Consider the following 21,603-nt stretch of genomic DNA (forward strand, 5'->3'; position numbering starts at 1 on the left):
CGGAGGAGGGTGAACAGCACCGGTGGCGCCGCCGGGCGCTGCCCCGAGCAGAGAGGGGGTGGATCGTGTTCGCACGGTCTACCACGATTCAGGCGCAACCCTCCGCTATCGACGCCGGGATTGCGCACATGCGGGATGAAGTCATGCCGATGTTGGCAGAAACCCCCGGCTGTACCGGCCTGTCCCTCCTGGTCGATCGCACCTTCGGCCGCTGCATCGCCACGACCGGATGGGAAACCGAGGCCGCCATGCACGACAGCGAATCCTGGTTCATGGCGGCGCGCGACCGAGCGGTGACGGTCTTCCGTGGCACCGCCGCGCAAGTGGCGGAATGGGAGATCGCCGTCCTGCACCGGGACCATCGCTCGATGCCCGGCGCCTGCGTCCGCGCGACCTGGATCAAGACCGATCCGAGCCGCCTCGACATGTCGACCGACGCCTACCGCAACTACGTCCTGCCCGGGATGGAACAACTCGACGGCTTCTGCAGCGCGAGTTTGCTGATCGACCGCGCGTCCGGCCGCGCGGTCTCCTGTGGCGTCTTCGACAGCGCCGAGGCTATGCAGCGCAATCGCGAACAGTCCGCCGCACTGCGGGTCGACGCCGCCCGCCAGGTGGGCGTCGAGGCGATCGATGTACGGGAGTTCGAATTGGCGTTGGCACATCTACGGGTGCCGGAATTGGTGTGAGCGCTGCGGCGTCGCCGTCGGGCGGCGCCGCATCCGGAGTGTCGGAGGATAGGTGTGCAGGGCGGCTCGGTGCGGATTCCGAGGAAACTATTTCGGTGGTGTCAGTTGATCCATCTTGGCCGCCAGCCAACGACCGTCGATGAACTCCATCGTCAGCAGAAGTGACAGTTGCTGGGCGCGCGGATCTGTCGTGGTGCTGTTGGTCACGGATTGGGAAACGATCGTTGCTACCTCGGCGCGGTCCCGGTCAGCAGTTTTTACGAAGCACTGGACATCGGTAGCGTGGGATCGCGATTGCGATTGCGTGATGACGGATTCCAGGGTAGGCAACGTCGACTGCATGTGGTCCTTCAATGCGCCGGTCGATGCATCGGTAACCGCAGTCCGGTAGGCGGGAAAATTGTTGTAATCGTATGTGGATACCGTCCGGCCGAAGGCACATGCCGCATCGCGGGCCGCGTTGGACGAGTGTTGTTCATCGCTGTCGGACTTGTGCTCGTACCAGGCGAATGCCGCAGCCCCGCCGCCGCCCAGAAGAGCCAGAACGAGCACGATCACGGCTGCGAGCCAACCCCACCGGCGCCCCCGCCGACCGGACGTGACAGAGTTCGCCACCGGAGAACCGCTGCCGGACAGCGCATGCCGCGCAGCCGCCGCGAGCTCACCGCAGCTCGAGAACCTGTCCGATGGATTCTTCGCCGTGGCGCGTGCGATCACATCGTCGAGACGCGCGGGCAACCATTGGCTTTGCCTGCTGGGGGGAGGAACCGGCAGATTGAGATGGGCGTGGATGAGCTGGGCGGGAGAAGCATTGGCGAACGGCGGCGCTCCCGTGAGCATGTGAAAGAGCGTGCAGCCGAGGGCGTAGACATCGGCACGACCATCGATCGGAACGGTGCCGGCGATCTGCTCCGGGGCGGCGTAGGCCAGGCTGGCGTGCACATGTCCGGTCTGGGTCAGCTGACTCGTATGATCCAGGATCTTCGCGATCCCGAAATCGGCGAGTACCACTTGGCCCGCATTGCCATGTGCGAGAAGAATATTCGCGGGCTTGACATCACGATGCAGAACGCCGGCCTGATGAGCGAAGTCCAATGCCTTGGCTGCCTCGGCGACTACGGCGACCGCATGCTCGGGATGCATCGGACCGTTCCGCAAGACCGCCGCGACGTCGGTGCCATCGACGTATTGCATCGCCATCCACAGCCGGTCGCCCTCCTGTCCCCGGGCGTAGACGGTGACGATATTCGGATGCGCCAGGCGCGCAACGGTATCGGCCTCCCGCAGAAACCGATTCCGGGCCTCCTCGTCACCGGCGAAGGCAGGATTGAGCACCTTCAGCGCGGTGTAACGCGGCAGGTCCCGATCCCGCGCCAGGTATACCTCGCCCATCCCACCGGCCCCGAGCAAGCGTTCGATCCGGTAGCCCGCGAAAACCTGCCCCTGACCCAACTGCTGACCCACCCGGTGACCTCCCGCCCTGACATTCGCACTGACCCTACCGGACGAGTCGTTCCGCTGCCGGAGCGTCGCACCGGCTCAGTCGACGCGCGAAAACTCCTGCTGCACTTGCATCATGCGGGTGATTTCGCGGCAGATGGTGTCGGTGGCGGCAGGGTCGATGCGAAAGTCGTTGTATTGCTGGCGATAGATATAGCGACCGTCGCCCTCGACGTCGAACCAACTCAGATACTGCGGAGGATAGGGCCGTGGGTCCTGAAGGCCGCATTTGACCTCGATATGCCCCGCACCTGCGCGGGGCGCGCCGAGCAGCTTCTTCATCCGGTCCGTGGTGGTTTCCTTCGTGCCGGTCCACGAATCGAGATCGGTGCGGATACGGTCCAGGCTTTCGATCAAGCCGGGCTGTCGGCCGGCCGGAAGGTTGCCGAGAACAGCGGCGAAGATCTTGGGCACGATGGCGGGCGTGCCCACTTCGATGACGACATTTCCGCCGTATTCCTCTGCAGCTCCAGGCCTTTGAACCATGGCCACACCGACAGTGGTGTCGACTGCGGCGTAGATACGTACCCGCCGCTTGCGAGCGCCCGTGAGCAGCAACGAGATTGCGGGATTCGCCACCACCCGCAACGCGGCCGACAGGTCCGGATCGAAACCCTTCGGCATCCGTGTCCGCAATTCCCAGCTCATCTGCTCGGCTTCGCTCTGCCACTGCGCCGACGACCGCAGCTGTATCGGGTAGGGATACCGATCTTTGTCGGTTTCTTTCCAGACGTGCATGAATTCGTCGGGGGTGAACTCCCATTTCACGGGCGGCGTCCCTCATCGTCCGAGCCAAACTGTGCCGATGGAATGTCGGCACCGATTGCGCCGGGCAGAGTCCGGTCCCGGAGACCCAGCAATTCCTCTTCTCGATCCATGATCAAGTAGTCGGGCGTTTTGTGCTCACGTTCGGTCTCGTCCTTCTTACCGGCCCCGCCCATGCCCGGCATACCGCCGAGTCCTGGCTGTCCCGGCCGAGTGCCGAAAGAGGCTGTGGCAGCAGGGTTTCCACCGCTTGTTACCCCGGGCGCACTCCGCCCCGGCCCGCCCGGCTGCGCAGTGCCCGAACCGCCGTGCGTCCCATAGGAGCCGAGACCCGAACCCGGACCGCCACCGCCATATCCCGCAGCATTCGTGGAATCCAGTCCCGACGGGCGAGTATCACTGCCCGAGGCCGACGAGGTGGCGGGATTCGAGGTGCTCCGGCTGCCGGTTCGGCTCGAATCCTGCCCGGACTGCGACGCACTGGCCGGATCGGTCTGTTGGGCGGCGTTCGGGTCGGATTTGTCCGTGGAGTCGTTCGGGTTGGTTTCACCGGGTGAATGTGTGCCGTCCGGGTTGCCGGAATTGTTCGGCCCATTAGCACTGATGGACGGCCCATTGTTGGGAACGCTTGCGCCATCGCCGCCCGGGCTCTCGACCGGAACGAAGGTAGGGACGCCTTCACCGGCGGGCCGGTAGGTGGGGTCGTAGTTGTTGCGCATGGCGTCGATTGCCTGTTGGCGTAGCTCTTCTTGGTGTGTGTCGTTTTGAATCGCTGGGCCAGGGGCGGTCGCGCCGAGCCGCTGAAACAGCGCCGCCGTGCCTCCGACCGCCGGGACCGAGCTCCCATCAGGGCTCGGCACAGCGAGTTTGGTGGCTTCCGCACCATATGCCGCCGCATGAATCCGGGCGCCTACTGCATTGATGACCTCTTGGACATCGGTTGCTTGCTGCACGAACTTCTTGGCAGCATCCGCTGCCGCGCCGGCGAACTGGCCGTGGAATCCATCGGACAACTCCTTTTGAATCGATATGTTCAGTCCGAACAGTCCGCCGCCCAATGCTGCGCCGATATTCAACCAGGCTTTTGCGTGGTCATGCATCACATCTGGTTTAATGCTGTTGACCATCTTGTAGATGTCGGCATGCCCGAGCGTGTCCCAGGGTTCCAAATCCTTGATATACGGAGGATCCGTGCTTTGGTGGTGAACGCTTTGCTGGGTCTGCTCCGCGCCGCGCTGAGCTTTGTTGGCGGAGTCGCGGTCAATGGCTTCTTGCGGGTTGACCGGAAGGAGCGGACCCAATCCAGCAAGCGGGTTGGGCTGATTGTCACTGCCCATGATCAGTTTTCCTTGCCGATCTCGGTTTCGATATTCGAGGCGATATTCATCAGGTTGCCGCAGGGGCGTTCGCTCTGAGGGTCGTTCGTAGCGACCGCGACCTGAACGAATCCGGCTTTGGTACGAAGGTCGATCTGGCACATACTCTTCACTTGTGGGTCCCGAACCCACATGGCTTCGCGGCCATTTACTGTCACGGGCCGGCTGTAGTTGCGCACTTTGGCAAGATCTTCGTCCCATGGTGCATTACCGGAGTTGACCAATAGGGAGTCGAAGTTGATCGTGTCTCCGGAATCCGAATCGAAGCTGCAAGTCAGGAAGCTGGTTTCGGCGATTTGATCATGGCCGCGCTTGCGGGTACGCGGATCGAATCCAGATTTTCGGACGGTATCGTCGCTGATCCACGTGCACGGATCGAAGATGATCGCAGGTCTTGACTCGGTCGAGCTTTGCGTCGGAGGCTGCAGTTTTGGATCGGTCAGAGTTGGACGGGGCGACGTTGGACCGGGATGCTGCTGGTCCGAGTTGTTCGATGATGTGGAACCTTCGGTGTCGTGAGTGCAAGCGGCGAGGGGCAGTAACGCCATCGAGCCCATTATTGCTGCAAAGATGGAATTTCTAACCGCTGCCATTTAATGCTCCCCGGTTATCGCGGTTTCGATCGCGTGTGCGTTTGCGGACTCGGTGTCGTCTATCAATTGCGCCGCTCTTAAATGGGCTGCAGCCATCGTGAGGGACGCTGTTTTCACGCTGTTCAAAGCATCGACCAACTGAGAGGCTTTGGACGAAAATCCGGTCTGGAGGTCCGTGGCCGATGTGAAGTCGCCGAAACCTGACAACAGTGTCAGGAACTGTGCGGCCTTGAGCTGTGGATTGACGGTCTTTTCGATGAACCTGACGTAGACGCGTGCGCATCTCCGTGCGGCCTCAGGCTCCATCTTGAACGTCCCACCCACCGCCTGTTGCCAGAGTGCGTCGGCAGTTGACTGCCCCACGTCCATCGGCGTCCCTCCCATCGTGCGTCCCACTCACCTTACTGGACGCTCGGTGAGCGCCTGCGGTTCCCTCGACCGTCCGATCTGCCTCCCGGAGGCTCTGAAAGATGCAACCCTTGCTGGGATTATGCCGGGATCGAATGAGATTCCGTGATGGTGGGGCGGTGGGGGATTGCGTGGTGATGTGCTGCCACGGTCGAAGCGAACCTGGAGGGAGGCAGGCATGTCGGAGTGTGGGTCCACGTTGCCCAGGCGGCAGCTCGGGCGGTATCTGCGCAACGGGCGTGAGGAGTGCGGGTTGACGCTGCATCAGGCGGCAGCGCTGATTCAGCGGAGTGCGAGTACGTTGCAGCGGATCGAGCGGGGGATGGTGGCGCATCTCCGCGAGGTGGATGTCGATGCTCTGTGCAGAATGTACGGCTTCGACGACGAGCACACGGCTGCCATGAAAGCACTTGCAGTGCAAGGCAATGAGCTGAGTTGGTGGTGTGAGTACGGCGATCTGCTGCCCGCGAACTTCGACTTCTACGTAGGTCTGGAGGCCTCGGCATGCCGGCTCACTACCTATGAGCCGGAACTCGTCCCGGGACTGTTGCAGACACCGGCATACGCGAGCGCCCTGTTCCATATCGGCTATCCGAACGATTCGGTGGACGAGCACGCCCGGAGAGTGCAGCTCAGGATGCGTCGGCAGACGCGCATCACCCGGAAGCATCGGCCTGCCGAGCTCGACGTGATCCTTCGAGAATCCGTGCTGCGGTGCATGGTTGGTGGCCCGAAGGTCATGGCTGCCCAGCTGCGACATCTGGCCGATGTCGGTACTCGGCCGAATGTGAATGTGCACATCCTGCCGTTCAGCGCCGGTGTTCCGATGGGCGATGCGCTCGGTTCGTTTGTGATTCTCGACTTCGGCACAGAAGACAGGAGCGGACGTGCGCTCGAGCCGACGGTGGTCTACGTCGAAGGTCTCATCGGCGATTTGTATCTCGAAAAACCAAGTGCGGTTGAGCGGTATCATCGAGCTTACGAGGATCTCCGGCGAAGCGTCGTGGATGCAGTCGCCAGCCGGGCCATGCTCCGGCAGATGGCAAAGGAGTATGCGTCGTGATGGTCGATTTATCGGACGCGCAGTGGTTCAAGAGCAGTCGCAGTGGTGCATCCAAAAACTGTGTACAGGTTGCCTTTCTTCCGGACAGCCTTGTAGGAGTCCGTGATTCGAAGGATGTCGCCGGTCCGGCGTTGATCTTCACCGGTGCCGAGTGGTCGGCGTTCACCGCTTCGGCTGCTCGTGGTGACCTCGATCGCTGATCGCTCCCATACCTGATGTCAGTCAGGCGGTATCTTCCGAAGTGCCGAAGGCGGGGGAGGCAGAGCGGCGTTCGCGTAGAAGCGCGCGATCTCGGTCAGTAATAGCTCCGAACTGGCTTTCATCGCCCCTGACGTCATACCGCCCACGTGGGGGCTGAGCATCGCGTGCGGGTTGGACGCCAACCGCGAACTGAAAGACGTTTCCTCCGTCGCGAATACGTCGACGGCGACGTGACTGAGACCGCAGCTCGGGTCGCGCAATGCCGCGTCGAGATCATCTTCCGGAACGACCTGTGCCCGCGAAGTGTTGACCAGTACCGACCCCGGCTTCATCCACCGCAGTTCTCGCGCGCCGATGAGCCCGGCGGTCGCGGCGGTAGCCGGCACATGCACCGAGATAATGTCGCAGCTGGTCAGAAGGGCTCGGAGATTCTCGGCGCGGTATGCGGGCCAGTGCGCCGCCTGTTCGGCAGTGAATCGCGGTGACCCGTGCACCCACACCTCCGGCCCGAACGGCACGAGACGGCCCGCTACCGCCCGTGCGATCGCGCCACTGCCGACGAGACCCACTCGTGAATCCGACAGAGTCCGAACGGGAATGCCGTCGACGGCAGTGCCCCAGTCGCCGGCCCGGAGAGCCGCGTCCCGCCTGCTGATTCCGCGGAGCGCGTCGAGCATGAGGCCGATCGTCAGTTCGGCGACGGCACCGGCGTTGGCTCCGGGGGTCGACAAGACCGTGACTCCCAACTCGTCGGCCGCATCGAGATCGAAACTGTCCAGCCCCGAGGCGGCCTTGGCGACCAGGCGCAGTGGTTGTTCGTGCCGATCGGTAGTCATCTGCTCGAAGACCGTGCGGCTCAGCGGAATTCCTGCGCGACATTTCAGCGCGTCGTACCCGCCACCACGATCGAAGGCCGCCAGGATCTCTTCCGCGCTGAATCCATTGAAATCTGTGCGATCCCAGCGCCGTTCGATCCTGGAACGAACAGTTCGATCCACAACTCGACGTAGGTTGACCGTCGGGACGAGACCGAGCCGGGCCAAGCCTTCGAGTTCAGCCACTGCCAACTCGCTCGGCGCGGGATCGATGACGAGGACTCGGGGGTGAGTAGGCGTCGGACGGTTCACCGGGCCACCATGCCAGGTGGGCGACAGGAAGGGGCGGAATGTTTGCGTGGGTTGGGCCGGTGGTCGTCGCGTTTGCTCGAACCGTCCACCTGGCGACCACGCCGCTCGATCTGCGATGATCGAGCGGCGGCTGCTCGACTGATGCGAGCCGCTCGATGCATCGAGATCGAAGACCAGGAGGGGGTCATGCGTTTCGTTCCCGAATCTGTGCTGGGTATGGCGCAGATGTTGGATCCGGCCGTCGGTGCGACGAAGGCACACGCGACAAACATCGCCAATGTGGGCTTCGATCCGTCGCATGCGGGGCAGGACTATGAGGCCGAGGGTAAGAAGATTTCGGCCGGAGTCGAGGGGCTAGTCAATATGTTGCAGTCCTGGTCCGATGCATCGGAGGCGACTGCAGGGGCATTGCGACAAGTTGTGGAACTGACGGTGGCGACCGACCAAGGTAACCGTGCTCAGATCGACGCCTCAACAGGTGTGACCACGTCCTGATGACCAAGGCACAAGAATACGCGCAGCAGTATCAGGGCGCCGGTGATGACGCCAAAAACGCTCTCGCACGTTTCCTTACTGATGACGGCACTAACGTCTTCGACCCCAAGAAGATTTGGACGGACAAACCTCCGGTCACTGCCGGAGACGTCAATGCCCTGCTGGACAACGGGGCCTTCGGGCTCGGGTGGTTCCGACTCGCCTTGATTCGGTATCACCGCGTCTGGGACGTATTGGGTTACGAAGGCTTCAACCGGATTATCATCCCGCCGCTCAACATTGGCGGCGAATCCATCGGTGCCTGGGAGATCAATACGGAGGCGGATCCGGACAATTCGATGCTAGAACTACAGGGGAGGTGGTATGACCAACAGCGTCATATGAACCTCCCCGGCTTGCAGAACCTGGCGTCTGCGGTAAAAGCGGCAGCGTTCGGTAATGGCGATCACTCGAAGGCGGCAGATATCGCAGCTGATCTGGCCGGTATTGCGGGCGCTGTGCCGGAGGTGTGGGAGGGCCGAGGCGGAGACGCAGCAAAGGATCATCTCGCAGGGTTTCATGCACATGCTGACCAACAAGCCCAGTACTTGGAGGCTGTGGCCTCAGCCTTGGAGGGTTTGCCGGAGGTCTTGCGGGAGATTGTCATGCACAAAGCGAACTTTGTTCGCTCATTCGACAGCCCCCAGTGTCCAGTCGCGGGCCACGCGATGCGGTTGGATGGCGCTGAAGATCCCGTAAGCACGATAATCACTGTTGCAGCGGAAAGCACGACTTGGGGATATTTGCACAGCAAGCAAAACGAAGTAGCGATCGCCCAATTTCATATCGAGGGAGTGGGCGCGAGCAAGGGCGGCGATGATAATTACAAAATCCGCACTGCCTGCCAGAACTGGCTAAAGGATCATTTCGCGTACGCAGTCCGCGAGGCATTTACCGCCCTGGTGCATCAGTGCGCGCTCGCTGACTACTACATTCGCCAGGCTTACAAACCAGTGATGGACCTACTCGACAGTCACGACACAACCCCGTTCCCGCAACCGCCCGGCGGGCAGAATCCGAATCAGCCGTCCAATACCGGGCCAGGTTCGGCAGTTACGGGGCCGGGCGCGCCAACTACGCCCACGTCCGCCGCTCCGACATTGCCGACAACGCCGTCGTCTCTCACTCCGACTGCAACCAATCCTGCTGCTACACAGTTCGACCCAGCTCAGATCCTGTCCGGAATCGCGAGCCAGGCAAGCCAAACCGTCCAGCAGGGGCTGACCCAGACCCTGCAGCAAGGTCTCAGCCAGATCCAAAACGTCGCTCAGCAAGGTTTGGGGTCGCTGGGCAGCAACCTCTCCGGCCTCGGGTCTCAGCTGTCCGGCGTCGGTTCGCAGCTGACCGATGTGAAGAATCTGCCCGGCTCGAAAGAGCTGGCCAATCTCAGCGCGTTGGGTGGAAACCTCACGTTCACGCAGTCGCCGAACGGCACGATAACAGCGAAAGTTACCGGGCCCGACGGGAAGTCGCAGGAGTATTCGATGGGAATCAAGGATGGTGTGCCGTTCTTGATGCCCGGGCCGGACGAGTCGGCAGATCCCGCCGCGGGCGGACCTTCCGACGAGAAGGGTTCGCATCCGGGCGGTGCGCGGTCGTCTGGCCCTGGCCCCGGGCCCGGCGGTGCTTCTGCGGCGGGGTCTTCGGCGCAGTCGTTGACACCGGCGCCCTCGGGAACCGCTACGCCGGGCTCGGTGCCCGGACATGCAGTCGAGCCTCGAGCTGAGAACCCGAGCACGGGGTCCGGTGCGGGAACGAACGCCCCTGCAACACCCGGTATGCCGATGAGTGGAATGCCCCACGCGCCGGGAGGCGGAGGCAAGTCCGCGCCGGATTCCGAGCGTCAGCCGAGCGGGATCGTTCCTCCGAAGCCGTTGTGGACAACGGTCCCCGGTGGCGACGGACAGATACCCGACGGGCCGGCGGGGCCCGACGGCCCAGGCCCCGAACTGGCGACGGTAGGTCCGTTGGAGGGGGGTGCGTCGCAATCGCCCCCTGCCGGTCCCGAATTGGCCACGGTGGGTCCGTTGGAGAGCGTCCGATCGGCGCCTACCGGGCCCAGCCAGGTCGCCGCGACCGTGGACTCGGCGGCGACGCGGCCGTCTACTGCCGGTGTGAAGATCGAAATTGACACGGGTGACGCGAAATGACTGATTACGCAGCGGAATTCGACCGAATCCTCGCCGACTATCGGGCCGGTTCACGTGGCGTCCAGGAACACTTCCTGGAGGTGGATGCGCGAACTACGAGCGGTGGGGCGGAACTGTTCGCGGAGCTGCGGGAAAAACTGCGAGATGAGCAGCAGGAGCGATCGGAAACTCCGGGAGAGGTGGCGGCAGACGAACGGTCCGAGCGTGACCGTCTGCTGTCCGAGGCGGCGGAGCGCGCGAGGATGCGGGCGGCCGAACGACGCAAGCCGCAGAGTGTCGGCCGAGACGTGGTCGTCATGCCTTCGGACTGGACCGATGAGGACGAAGCCCGGGCTGAGGGCTACGGTCCGCCGGAATCCTGGCTGCGGTAGCGTTTTCGGCGCAGTCTTCCGGCGGACGGGGTTGTGGGCGATTCGATGATGACGATGCATGGGGTAGGGAAATGCTGGAACTGACTGGAAAAGTGGACCGCGATCCGTGGTCTGCGATGCCACCGCTGACGGATGAGGATCGCGAGTGGGCACGCGCCAATCCCGGCAAGTTCCGTTACTACACGGAGACGGGCATCAAGCCGGGTGAGGCACGGTGGCCGCACGACTACGTGTGTGGTTGGGGCTCCGACGAGAACGGGGAGATCAACCGGGCATGGCTGAACCCGGACTATGTGCCGAGTCCTGAGTATGCGTTTCAGCCGCTGACCAACGAGTTCGAACTGGTCATGTGGCGGACTATTCGCGGACATCAGACCTTCGAAAGATTCATCGAGTTGTTCAGCCGTCAGCAGTTCATCACGGTCCTTCCCGAGGACGATCCGAACGGTGAGCGAGGCTGGCCGATCGAGATGTGGAATGGTAAGCCAGAGATTACGGTCTACTCCTCCGCCGCCCAGCTGCGTAAGGATGTGAATCCTTGGCTGCGCCGGGAAATTTCAGGTATGCAACTGCTCGAGGACATATGCCCCCGTCCGGGGATGAGCGTGGTCGTGAATCCTGGCGAGGCGGCCGTGATGACAATTCCCGGAACCGATCTCCTCGACCTGTGGCGGCAGTGGCTCGATCGTCATGGGCGCGATGCCGGCACCGAGTGATCGTCGGCTGCGTAGAGATATGCAGTGGCTCCGTTGCGTCGCAGGGAAGGAGCGGGGTGGTGGATGAGTGGGAGCGTCAACAGGTTCGGTCGGCCAACGACGGGTTGCGCTCGACCCTGAATTCGATGCAGGACGATTTCGAGCGTGAGATAGGCGAACTGGAGAAGATCCAAGGAAAGCTCGCCGCGTTGCGGGTGCGGGCGACGACGCCGAACGATCTCGCACGGGTGACGGTCGACGGGTCCGGAATCGTCACTGAGATCACGATTGCCGAGGATGCTTTCCGGCGCAGCACACCGCGGCAGTTGACCGAGGATCTGAACGCGGCCATTCGCGGTGGTGTCGAGGCGGCCGCTCAGGCTCGGGCGAAGATCCTCGAACCCATCCAATCGGTAGTCGACGGTATGGCCGACATCGATGAGGTCATGCCGGGCGTGCCCAGCATGCGCGAAGTGCGCGAACGGTTGTCGGAGTCTCGAACCAGAACCGAGTAACTCGTTGGCGTGCTGGAAGATTCGTGGAACCGATGCCGAGGTTGCCACGTCGAAGTGAAGGGCGGCGTAGGGCGATGAGGGAGGGTGGTCGTGGTCGACTTTTTTGCTGACCCGGAGCGGTTGCGGGCAATATCGCCTCAGTTCGAGGCTCTGGGAGAGGAAGTCGAAACGGCCCTGGAGAAGTTGCGGACCGGGCTGGCTGCAGAGGGACGCTGCTGGGGTGGAGACGGGCCGGGTAAAGAGTTCGAGAAGAACTATCCGCAGGACGGCGACGGGGGTGTCAATCAGACGCTGGACGGATTGGCAAAGTTGGCGGCGGCGTTGAAGGCGACTGGCGACAAGATCACCGGGACTGCCGCGATCGTTCAGAATCAGGATCAGGCCAGCGCCGACGGTATTCGCAAGGTATAGCGGGGGAGCGGTCGCGTGACGTTGTGGAAGCCGCCCCAGATTCCCTATTTGTCGGACTTCATTCTGGGGCACTGGCCGGAGGGCGACGAGGACGCCATGCGGCGTGCGGCCCAGCATTGGTCCGACATGGCCGAGGCGCTGAAGAAGCTGCAGCACCCGGCCGGCCAGGCAATGGCCGAAACGCTGTCGGCGATCGACGGCAAAGCACACGATGCCATGTCGAGTTATTGGCAGGACATTGCCGGCGGCGACGGCAGTGACCTGCAGAAACTGATCAACGACTGCGAAAGCTTCGCGAAGCAGCTCGAACACGGGGCTACCGATACCGAGCACGCCAAACTCACCATCTACATCTCTGCGATGGCGATGTTGGCAAGTCTGCTGTGGACGTTTGTGCCGGGGGTTGGTCAGGTCGCCGAGGCCGGGGCTGTGGTGGGCGCCAAAATCGCCATCCAAAAGGCGGTTCAGCAGCTGATCGGCAAGATAGCCGCCAAAGGGGCGGTCTTTCTCGGCGAGCGCATGGCAGGCGTGGCTGTCAAGGTAGGTGTGGGCGCGGTCGTCGGCACGGCTTTCGGTGCGGGCACAGATGCCGCCGCGCAAGCGATCGAGCTCATGGAAGGACATCGGGAGGACGGATTCGACTGGGGCTCGCTGGGCACAGCCGCGGCCTCGGGCGCGATCGCGGGTGGGATCGCCGCGCCGGCGAGTGGATTGCTGTCCGGCAAACTCGACGACGGAGTTGCCGCCGCTCTTACCAGAGACGGCGACCCTGGGAAGTTGGCGTCGTTCGCCGGCCGGTACGTCGACCAGAACGTTGCCGAGCTCCCGGGCAACGTCGTCGGCAATGCCGCCGCTCAGTTGGCGACCAACCCCGATCACTCGATCGATCCGGGCACTTTGTTGGAGGGCGCCGGAGGTGGCCTGGCCAGTAAGCCCGGCGAGCACAACGCCTCGTCCGGCCATGGTGATTCTTCGGCGGGCCCGCACCCGGAGTCGACGCCGGACAAGCCTGCCGTCGGCAGCTCGGATCACGCGCCGAACGCCGAGCCGCCCTCGCGGCCTTCGCCTTCGGACGCGGAAACTCCCTCCGCCGCCGACGGCACACATCCGTCGAGTACCACCCATCAGGACCCGGGTACCGTACCGGCGGAAACCCTTCCGGCAACCGGCGCGGATCGCGCGGCCACAGTGGCTGCGGGGCATGAGACATCCGTTGCCGCCCAACCTGATTCGAGCACACACCAGAGCGGCGACTCCAGACCTCCGTCCGAAGCGCGCGTGAACTCCGGGTCGCAGACAACTCCCGAACCCGGGCCGGCGAATCAGCCGGCCTCCGCGCCGGCGGGGTCCTCGGATCGTGCGGCGCCTTCTCCTTCGCAGGCCCCGAACGTTGCGGGTGCCGAGCGACCAGTGCCTGCGGCACGTCCCACATCCGAGGTCCCGGCGCGTCCGGATACGCCGGGGCCGGCTGCGGACCGCGGGGCCTCACCCCAGCGGGCTCCGGAACCTCCGCGCTCACCGGCAGCCGATGCGTCCGTGCACCGGACTACCGAGCCACCGGCCGCCGGGCCCACTTCGCGTCCGGAGCCCACACCCGCCCGGCCGGTCCATACAGCTCGGCCCGATGCCGCCGTCCGGCCGGTTCCCGAGGCATCGCATCGACCGTCCGTTGCCGAGCGGCCCTCGGGCGCGCCGCCGCGTCAGCATCGACCCGACATCCCTGGCCGCACGGCGGATGGGCCGAGCTCGCGCAACACCGCTGGGCCGCAGCATGTCTCGGAGGGCGGACCGCGAACGGTCACTTCTGCTCCACCGGATTCGGGAAGGGATTCGGCTCCTCGAAATTCCGGGCACGGGAGCACGCTTGCGGAACCGCAGCACGGTGCTCCCGAAAATGAATCCCGGCAAGGTCTTTCGCACAGCGATCACCAGCCGAACGGGCGACCCGAGATCATCGGCGATCCGCTCAGCACCCCCGCCGCGCAGCAAGCGCAACCGGTCCCGGTTGCCGTTTCGCCGCCTGTGCACAGTCCCGTCGACGATCGCCCCACGAACGCGAAGCCGGCCGAGACTGCCTCGCACGAAGGGGTTCCCGACAGCCCACCGGAGGTCAATGCCGGCGGTGTGATCAGGCCGCGTGACGATTTCGCCGCATTCGAATGGGCTGACGACGCCTACGAACGCTTCCGGAGTGACGACAGCGATATCGACCACATGGCTCGGGTTCTCGCTGATCATCCGCGCGCCGACGGTAGTCATTTTTCGCGAGAAGATATTCGCCGGATCAAGGACCACCTGTTCCGAGAGGAACATCCGATACGCGACTACGACGGTGAGGTTGTTCACCGGCGCTACGACGCGGACCCCGACATTGCCGAGGCCTGGATCCGGTTGCGGTCGGGCCGTCCTGATCCGGCGGACCTCGTACTGCTGGAGCACGAGTTCGCGGAGGCCAACCACTACCGCGACCACCCGGGCGCGCTGTATCAGGACGCGCATGCGCATGCCAATATTGACCACAACTGGGCCGAGGTCGCGGCCCCGCGCTCAGGCGAGCGGTACGACACATTCTGGGGGTCACACGATGGCGCTACTGATCTACTACAACCAAATCAGGAACACCCCGGACGAGGTGGAGTACCGGTTCGGGGAGACGCGAGAAGCCCTGGATCGCACCCTGACGATCGACAAGGCGAACAACACGCCCCGCACGGACCAACCGGAGGACGTGATCTTCCGATCGGCCGCGGGCCAGATCATGCTCCGGGCCAAACGCGAGAAGCAGTGGCCCAGCAACGGAGTGATCGCTTCCTGAGCGGTGACGAGAACGAGCGGGGTTCCGGAGAAAAAGATGGTTCTGTACGTGCTCTACCGGAAGACAGCGGAAACCGAGACCGAGGTGACCTACCGGTTCGGGAGCAGCGAGACGGAACTGAACCGCGAGCTGGTGATCGAGAAGAACGGCCCGGCCGTCAAGGCGGCGGACGACCCGCTGGTGACGAAGGTGGCCGGACGCATCCTGGCGCGGAAGGGGAACGACCCGAACTGGCCGGGCGGGGGCGGGATTCAAGCCTGAGCGATCCTCCGGAACTTTCGCCTCCGGTTCTCGCCCAACCGACGACCTCGGTACCTGAACCCGGTCATTCCACTTCGGGTCCAGATCTCAGCGGACTGGATTTCACGGAAAGAGAGGCCGTCCGGAAATTCGCGTGGGAACACGGCTGGACGATCGAAGAGGTCGTTCGCGGTATCCGCGAGGGGCGGGTGGTCTACGGGAACTGGGGTTACGAGCGGGTCCGCTCCGACATCGCTGTCGACCGGACCGTCTACGAGACCCCCGAAGTTCTCACAAAGGAATACCTCACCGAGGTTGCCGAGCAGAGGATCTTCGACCCACGCAACAAGCGTCGGTATGCCAGCCTCGAACCTACGGTCTTCGATGCGGGCTGCCCGGCGGACCAGCTCCCTCGCCATCTGACCCGTGATATGCCCGTCGGTGCGTTGGACCAAGCAGTCGCAGCGGTCGACCCGAACGGATTCATAGTGGGTCAAATCGGTGATGGGGCCGTTCCTCTTTGGCGGGACCTCAGCGCCGATTCCGAGTTCTTGGACGCGAAGAATGCTCTGTTCCGGATGGACTCACGAGGTCCGGAGATCTTTTCTTCGGGATTTGCCTCGCGGGATCCGAACAATCTGAATATCGCTAAGCACGTCGGCACCGCCGGCGGTGTTCCGGACGGGTTGCTGTCGTTGTCGACCAGTCCTGAGCGGACTGTCAGCCGGGAACCGGGCATGACCGGAGATATGGAGGAACTCGCTGGTCGGGGCCTCCTGGAGAAGTTGCCTGACGGCAACTTCCGGCAGATCCGCTACATGCACGAGCTGTATCACCCGTACGGCATCGATGTGGACGCGACGTTCCATGACGCGACCGCACACAGTTCATCGAAGTACGGTTTCGCAGGCACTCATCAGGAAGCTGAGATCCTCGCGCCCGGAGGCATCACCGGCGACACGATCTATCGAATATGGCCACGGGAGCTCATTCTCGACCGTGACGGAAATCAGGTATCGGTCTCCGTGGGTGAACCGATTTACAACCCGAATTTCACGCATCTCGATAATCCGCGATTCGCCGAGACACACAATCTCCCTGAACCTGAAGTTATTGCATCGCAACACAATCCAACGGAACCGGTGCAGGCGCGGAATCGGCCGTCCGAGCCGTGGTTGTCCTCGCGCGCACCCGAATCCGATTCGCCGATACCGCCACACGAGCCGCGTCACGGTGCGCCGACACCTCGACAGGAGCCGCACTCGGTCGACCCGACGCTTGACCGAGCGCCCTTGTCCAACCGCCCGCCGGAGCATCTCCGCGCACCACACACAGGCGAATCGGCAACGCGCGCACCGCTGCATGATGGACCGGGCCCGCACCAACCCGTGCATACGCCCAGGCAGCCCGAACCGCGCACGCCCACTCCGCTTCCGGATAATCGGGCACCGGAGTCGAATCCGCCCGACCACAACTACGGGCGTGGATCGAGTCCGACCCCGCCATGGGTCAACAGCACGCCGCCTCGTCCTGTAGAACATCCTCGGCCGGCACCGGGACCTGTGCGTCCTCACCCGGAAGCTCCGTCGCCCATGCAGCACAGGCCGAATACGCGCGGCTTCACCGAGCATGGGCATACGAATCCGACGCCGCCGCATCGCCCGGTGGATCGGCCTCCGACTCGCTCGATTCCGAACCATGAGCCCCCGCGATCTGCTCCTCGGTCGAGCGAGGCCCCGCCGAATCACACACCGCCGCATGATCCGCGGCAGAGGTCCGCGCCGGCGCCGCGGGACAGTGCCAACAGTCCGCACGGTCCCCGAAACGACGGGGGTCACCCGCCTCAGCGGCCCCTTTCCCCTGAGGTGCAGCGTGCCCGGCAAGCGCGTCGCGAGCGTGAGTTCTATCGGAACCAACGGCCGGAGGGTGATCGGATCACGCCGGTCCGTACAGACCGCGACAGTCAACGGCCCGCCTACGACGTCCGACGCTATCCGCATGCTCCTGGTGGCCCGGTAACCGTCGTGAGTCTGCGCGTGAATGTCACGCATGACGGTCACGTCTCACCTCATGACGTCCAGCGCCTGTGGGAGAACGCGCAATTCGCTACCGACCGAGCTTTCAACACTGGCTGGCGGCTGCTGTCCGGTGATCGGGTGCTTGTGGATCTGGTCCATACGGCCGACCCCAACGCAGCGAATATCCATATGCATGTGAGTGATTCGCCCGGTAGCTGGCATCCGGGAACCCCGCCCGAGGCGATCGCGCGACAATTGCACCAGCAACTCGGGCTTTCACCGGAATCGCATCTCGGCCTCGGGCCGGGCAGTGTGCGTGAGCTGAGTAACGATATCGCTCACGCGAATACGAACTCGGCGGTCGAAAGTCCGGCGCAACATCGCAATTACGGAACCGGAAATCTGCGGCCGGTCGAGCGCGCCGAGTATCAGGCCATGGTGGAGGATGCCCTCCGTGACGGTGATCGGTTCCAGGTCGGCGCGGATCCGCGCACCAATGGTTACGGCCGTCTGATCAACGATGGGGGCCCCCGGGTTCAAGGGCGCGGCAACAACTGTCTGGATTGTTCCTTGTCGGCGTTGGCTTCATTTTACGGACGGCCGGAGGTCGCAGCACCGAGGTGGCCGGATGTGCTGCCCGACAGCACGATTGACAGGCGCGGCGGTGAGATCCACGGCGTGGAGAGAGCTGCGAACTGGATCGGCGACAGGCTGTATCAGTTCCCAGACGGACGCCCGCTGCCTGAACAGTTTGTGGCTCTGCACGACACGATTAACCAGATGGGGCCCGGTTCGTCGGCGCTGGTGGTCAACGAATGGCACGCTCGTGACCTGATGACGGGCGAGCTTCTTTACGAGCGCGACGGGTCGCCTACCCCGGGTGGCACCCACGCGACCGTCATCGTCTACCCCCACGACGCGACTGGACCGGTGTGGTGGGATCCGCAAGCAGGGACGATGTCGGCGCACCCACCGGAACACATGGCGGGTGGTTCACTGCGTTTGTGGTTTACGCCCATCCCGGATCCGCGAGGAGGAACACATGGCGGAGTACCGCACTCAGGAACAGGTGGAGGAGTACCTGGCCCGCATCTTCAACCCCGAGCGCAGATTTCGCCTGTATCCGTTCGAGATCGGCTGGCTGGTTCAGTCGATCCCAACCCAGCAGGAGATCGATACGGGCCAGAACGTGGGCATGACCAATCTGGTGATCGACGCGGACAACGGGACGGTATTCGAGTACCCGAGTTGGAGCGGCATGATGATCGCGGACGACTTCCGGGACGCGAAGCGGACCGGTCGCCCGCCGACGGCGTATCAAATCTACCCGCGCCAATGGCGGCTGAGCATCAAACGGATCGACGAGACTCCGGAAACGATCCAATACGACGTTCAGATCCTTTCACTGACCGATCCTCCGCAGGAGAACGCCGAATATCAGCTGACGATCGACAAGACCACGTTCCAGTACCAGCCGCCGGCGCCGATGGCGGACAACGTCATAGCCTGGGCGGAGATGCGGAGCAGCCGGGACGGAGTCTGGCCGACCGAGGGGACCTGGGAGAGCTAGGGGAGCGCGGGGAGAACTCTGGATCCGTACCGGATGATGCAGGGGCGTTTGCGCGTCACGGCGAGGCGCCCGGCGAATGGCAGCCGGACGATGGGGTGATGCCGGAGTCATCGGCAGACAATGGCGCACATGAACTTCCGCTGGAGTCGGTTCAGCGGGCGATTCAAGACAGCATCGGTCAACACTCCTCGGCACTGGCCTCGGTTCTGAATCGGCTGGTGGCAGACCCGCACCCCTTGGGGATCACCTCGGCGCTGCGGGATCCGCACATGCATGCCAGGACTGTCGAATTGGTCGCCGGACTGACCTCCTTTCGGGAACTCACACGATACGGTGACGATCTGGAGGCGTATCGGTCGGAAAATCCAGGGCGTGGCCCACTTTTCGAATCGATCGAGCCGCACATCAATATGGATGCCGATGGTCGCTCCCGCAAGAACGAGTATGTAGCGGCCGCGAAGTTGCGAGACGAAGCGCGGACGGTGGGCCGCAATCCTTCCGAAGCCGATCGAGCGGCCGTCAACGAATATGCACATCGACTCGCCGGTCTGGTAGAACCGTCGGTCGAAAATGAGTTGAACGCTATTGCGGAGGATTTGCGCAAAGAATTCGGTGATATGACGGTCAGCGTGCGTAGCAAGGACGGCGACGGATTGCTCGACAAGGTGCAGAGGATGCTGCTCGGTCGAGCCGGTGCCCCTGGAAGGCCGAACTACGAGGTCGGTGACGTCATCGACGCAGTAGGTGGCCGAATCACCGTGCACGATATGAAGGCGCTGGCCGCAGTGTTCGAGCGTGTGAAGAATCACTTCGGAACCGGAGACGCCGGACGGATACTCGAAATAGAAAATATGTATGCGCACCCCAAATCTAAGGCGCCTTCGTATCGCGTAATTCCGATGATCATCAAATCCGAGGTCAACGGTATGCCGTATACATTCGAACTCCAGTTGACGACGCAGCGTGCATCTATTGCGGCGGATATCGAGCACAATACCTTCTACAAGCCTTATGTTTCGATATCATCGTACGAGGAGGATCTCATATTGCGTCTGATGGCCGAGGCGGCCGCGCAGGATCAAGCAGAGACACGAGAGTGACGGAGATGATGGCCGTAGCCGAGCAGGCGAGTCGAAGGTTCCACCGATTCGTGTTCTACATCGGGGCTGCCTACGACGACCTGACCGCAGTGTTCGTCATCGACGGCCGGGACTATCCGGACAGCGAGACGGCGTCCGCGGATCGCGCAGCAGCATCGGATGCGTTGAGCAAGGCCCATATCATTGCCGAGGTCGAGAACGAAACGATCGTAGCGAGAAGCCCTCGCCTTTCGTTGCCATCTTGGCCGGAGTGGCGGGATCGCGAGCTGCCGGACGGAAAGCCTAGGCCGACGTTGCCGGTTTTCTCCCCGCAAACACCGGAAACGTCGTTGCCCGAAACTGTTGCGGCAGCTGAATCCGCCGGTCTAAAGCTTCGAGACGAGTTGTTGACTATTGCCGCCGAGGCCGTTCCGTCCGGCCATGTAACCGTGTCCCGAGAAAGCGCTGTACGGCGGCGGGGTCCTGCTCGTATCGGCGCTGTGGGAGAAACGTATGGTTGCGACGCAACGGTTTCCATACGTCACCGTGCGGAGGACGGTGGGACGACGATGGCCGCGGTTGCCGATTCATTGTCAAGGTCCGGTTGGACTGTCGGAGGGCTAGAACACTATGACTCCGATCTGGTGCTCCCTGCGGAGCGCGGCGGCGACAGTGTCACGGCGATATACACCGCAAGATCAGGCGCACTGAAGTTGGTGGGAAAGACCAGGTCGTTCGAGGTGGTGGCCAAACAAACACGAGGGAGTGACGGTGACTGAGCGTCGATCTGTCCTTCGTACCTTCGGTCCGGAGTGCAAGCTACGGTTGTCGTCGGAGACCGAACCCCGCTTGTCTTGCGCGCTGCAGTTCGCCGAGCGTGCGCACGGTCCACAACGGCGCCCTGCGGGTGAGCCCTATGTCGAACACCTTCGTGAAGTGATTTCCGTATTGGTCGACGGGCTCGGCATTACGGACGCAGATCTGCTTGTGGCCGCAGCTCTGCACGACGTCGTCGAGGATACTGACACGACGATTGACCAGATACGCGAAGAATTCGGCGATTCTGTTGCTGCCCTGGTCGGTTGGGTCACAAAGGGGCCGAAAGAAGATAAGAGGGCATACCTCGCGCGGCTTGCGGATGCTCCATCTGATGTCGTGTTGTTGAAGCTCGCCGATCGACTGAGCAATGTTCAACGCCTCGACACCCATCCACGTCCAGAAAAGCGTGCCCGGTACTACGCCGAAACGGTTCAATGGATCGTGCCGCTTGCACGTCGGCATCCATGGTTCGACGAGTGGTTCAGCAACTGGCAGCGCGACTTCGAATGGCTGAATCGCAGCTAGCCTAGGGCATGCCGTTAGGCGTGACGATCGCGATCTACCGCCGCGCCCGCCCCATGCGTGACCACCCGAACAACCCCAGCACAATCGCCAACCCCAACCCGCCGATGATCCCGATCGTGCGCAGATTCCCGTTGCTACG

At 63.1% G+C, this 21,603-nt stretch carries 18 protein-coding genes; 12 read left to right on the forward strand and 6 right to left on the reverse strand.

Going from position 1 to position 21,603, the window contains the following annotated elements:
• Positions 1 to 65: 65 nt before the first annotated feature.
• Positions 66 to 689: a hypothetical protein gene (locus C5E41_RS25090; protein WP_181063407.1), complete on the forward strand. Its 624-nt coding sequence runs from the start codon at positions 66 to 68 to the stop codon at positions 687 to 689.
• A gap of 87 nt (positions 690 to 776) precedes the next feature.
• Here C5E41_RS25090 and C5E41_RS25095 read toward each other — a convergent pair whose 3' ends face one another.
• The 5 genes from C5E41_RS25095 to C5E41_RS25115 form a co-directional block, all read right to left on the reverse strand.
• Positions 777 to 2,153 carry a serine/threonine-protein kinase gene (locus C5E41_RS25095; protein WP_258081243.1) on the reverse strand — a complete coding sequence of 459 codons (1,377 nt, stop codon included), beginning with the start codon at positions 2,151 to 2,153 and terminating at the stop codon, positions 777 to 779.
• 75 nt (positions 2,154 to 2,228) lie between these two features.
• Entirely contained in the window at positions 2,229 to 2,957 is a 729-nt protein-coding gene (locus C5E41_RS25100; RefSeq protein ID WP_104378200.1) for an ESX secretion-associated protein EspG, read from the reverse strand.
• Entirely contained in the window at positions 2,954 to 4,291 is a 1,338-nt protein-coding gene (locus tag C5E41_RS25105) for a hypothetical protein (RefSeq protein ID WP_104378201.1), read from the reverse strand. Before C5E41_RS25105 ends, C5E41_RS25100 begins: the two co-directional genes overlap by 4 nt.
• 2 nt (positions 4,292 to 4,293) lie before the next feature.
• On the reverse strand, positions 4,294 to 4,923 hold the full coding sequence (locus tag C5E41_RS25110; RefSeq protein ID WP_104378202.1) for a DUF3558 domain-containing protein: 630 nt from the start codon (positions 4,921 to 4,923) through the stop codon (positions 4,294 to 4,296).
• Positions 4,924 to 5,292, reverse strand: coding sequence for a hypothetical protein (locus C5E41_RS25115; RefSeq protein ID WP_146097674.1), 369 nt, complete (start codon positions 5,290 to 5,292; stop codon positions 4,924 to 4,926).
• Between the two features lie 217 nt (positions 5,293 to 5,509).
• On the opposite strand from C5E41_RS25115, the gene C5E41_RS25120 reads away from it, so the two are divergent.
• Complete coding sequence (locus C5E41_RS25120; RefSeq protein WP_104378204.1) at positions 5,510 to 6,394, forward strand: helix-turn-helix domain-containing protein; 885 nt, start codon at positions 5,510 to 5,512, stop codon at positions 6,392 to 6,394.
• Positions 6,394 to 6,594, forward strand: coding sequence for a DUF397 domain-containing protein (locus tag C5E41_RS25125; RefSeq protein WP_439956548.1), 201 nt, complete (start codon positions 6,394 to 6,396; stop codon positions 6,592 to 6,594). Before C5E41_RS25120 ends, C5E41_RS25125 begins: the two co-directional genes overlap by 1 nt.
• An 18-nt stretch (positions 6,595 to 6,612) precedes the next feature.
• On the opposite strand, the gene C5E41_RS25130 is transcribed toward C5E41_RS25125, so the two are convergent.
• A complete protein-coding gene (locus C5E41_RS25130) occupies positions 6,613 to 7,593 on the reverse strand; it encodes an NAD(P)-dependent oxidoreductase (RefSeq protein WP_181063408.1) in 981 nt (326 codons plus the stop codon).
• Positions 7,594 to 7,908: 315 nt separating this feature from the next.
• Between C5E41_RS25130 and C5E41_RS34100 the strand changes: the two genes are divergently transcribed.
• The 9 genes from C5E41_RS34100 to C5E41_RS25170 all read left to right on the forward strand — a co-directional run bounded on the left by C5E41_RS34100 (position 7,909) and on the right by C5E41_RS25170 (position 21,464).
• Positions 7,909 to 8,217, forward strand: a complete 309-nt coding sequence (locus C5E41_RS34100; RefSeq protein ID WP_181063409.1) for a hypothetical protein — start codon at positions 7,909 to 7,911, stop codon at positions 8,215 to 8,217.
• Positions 8,217 to 10,406, forward strand: coding sequence for a hypothetical protein (locus C5E41_RS25135; protein ID WP_104378207.1), 2,190 nt, complete (start codon positions 8,217 to 8,219; stop codon positions 10,404 to 10,406). The genes C5E41_RS34100 and C5E41_RS25135 overlap by 1 nt, the downstream gene beginning before the upstream one ends.
• A complete protein-coding gene (locus C5E41_RS25140; protein WP_104378208.1) occupies positions 10,403 to 10,777 on the forward strand; it encodes a hypothetical protein in 375 nt (124 codons plus the stop codon). The genes C5E41_RS25135 and C5E41_RS25140 overlap by 4 nt, the downstream gene beginning before the upstream one ends.
• Positions 10,778 to 10,848: 71 nt before the next feature.
• Positions 10,849 to 11,493 (forward strand): hypothetical protein, encoded by a 645-nt coding sequence (locus C5E41_RS34105; RefSeq protein ID WP_181063410.1) that lies wholly within the window; start codon positions 10,849 to 10,851, stop codon positions 11,491 to 11,493.
• Between the two features lie 59 nt (positions 11,494 to 11,552).
• On the forward strand, positions 11,553 to 11,987 hold the full coding sequence (locus tag C5E41_RS34110; RefSeq protein ID WP_181063411.1) for a YbaB/EbfC family nucleoid-associated protein: 435 nt from the start codon (positions 11,553 to 11,555) through the stop codon (positions 11,985 to 11,987).
• A gap of 84 nt (positions 11,988 to 12,071) precedes the next feature.
• Positions 12,072 to 12,398 (forward strand): WXG100 family type VII secretion target, encoded by a 327-nt coding sequence (locus C5E41_RS25150; RefSeq protein WP_104378210.1) that lies wholly within the window; start codon positions 12,072 to 12,074, stop codon positions 12,396 to 12,398.
• A 15-nt stretch (positions 12,399 to 12,413) separates the two neighbouring features.
• Positions 12,414 to 20,141, forward strand: coding sequence for a toxin glutamine deamidase domain-containing protein (locus C5E41_RS25155; protein ID WP_146097676.1), 7,728 nt, complete (start codon positions 12,414 to 12,416; stop codon positions 20,139 to 20,141).
• 5 nt (positions 20,142 to 20,146) lie between these two features.
• Positions 20,147 to 20,899, forward strand: coding sequence for a hypothetical protein (locus C5E41_RS25165; RefSeq protein WP_146097677.1), 753 nt, complete (start codon positions 20,147 to 20,149; stop codon positions 20,897 to 20,899).
• Positions 20,892 to 21,464 carry an HD domain-containing protein gene (locus C5E41_RS25170; protein ID WP_219823240.1) on the forward strand — a complete coding sequence of 191 codons (573 nt, stop codon included), beginning with the start codon at positions 20,892 to 20,894 and terminating at the stop codon, positions 21,462 to 21,464. The genes C5E41_RS25165 and C5E41_RS25170 overlap by 8 nt, the downstream gene beginning before the upstream one ends.
• The last annotated feature ends 139 nt before the right edge of the window (positions 21,465 to 21,603 follow it).

It is taken from the genome of Nocardia nova, from assembly GCF_002933465.1.
In the GTDB taxonomy this organism is placed as follows: Bacteria; Actinomycetota; Actinomycetes; order Mycobacteriales; family Mycobacteriaceae; genus Nocardia; species Nocardia nova_B.

What these genes read in the sequence shown, in the direction of transcription:
- C5E41_RS34105 (WP_181063410.1), top strand. Translation starts at nt 10,849, where the DNA reads ATGCTGGAACTGACTGGAAAAGTGGACCGCGATCCGTGGTCTGCGATG.
- C5E41_RS25105 (WP_104378201.1), bottom strand. Translation starts at nt 4,291, where the DNA reads ATGGGCAGTGACAATCAGCCCAACCCGCTTGCTGGATTGGGTCCGCTC.
- C5E41_RS34100 (WP_181063409.1), top strand. Translation starts at nt 7,909, where the DNA reads ATGCGTTTCGTTCCCGAATCTGTGCTGGGTATGGCGCAGATGTTGGAT.
- C5E41_RS25125 (WP_439956548.1), top strand. Translation starts at nt 6,394, where the DNA reads ATGGTCGATTTATCGGACGCGCAGTGGTTCAAGAGCAGTCGCAGTGGT.
- C5E41_RS25140 (WP_104378208.1), top strand. Translation starts at nt 10,403, where the DNA reads ATGACTGATTACGCAGCGGAATTCGACCGAATCCTCGCCGACTATCGG.
- C5E41_RS25135 (WP_104378207.1), top strand. Translation starts at nt 8,217, where the DNA reads ATGACCAAGGCACAAGAATACGCGCAGCAGTATCAGGGCGCCGGTGAT.
- C5E41_RS25110 (WP_104378202.1), bottom strand. Translation starts at nt 4,923, where the DNA reads ATGGCAGCGGTTAGAAATTCCATCTTTGCAGCAATAATGGGCTCGATG.
- C5E41_RS25165 (WP_146097677.1), top strand. Translation starts at nt 20,147, where the DNA reads ATGATGGCCGTAGCCGAGCAGGCGAGTCGAAGGTTCCACCGATTCGTG.
- C5E41_RS25120 (WP_104378204.1), top strand. Translation starts at nt 5,510, where the DNA reads ATGTCGGAGTGTGGGTCCACGTTGCCCAGGCGGCAGCTCGGGCGGTAT.
- C5E41_RS25115 (WP_146097674.1), bottom strand. Translation starts at nt 5,292, where the DNA reads ATGGACGTGGGGCAGTCAACTGCCGACGCACTCTGGCAACAGGCGGTG.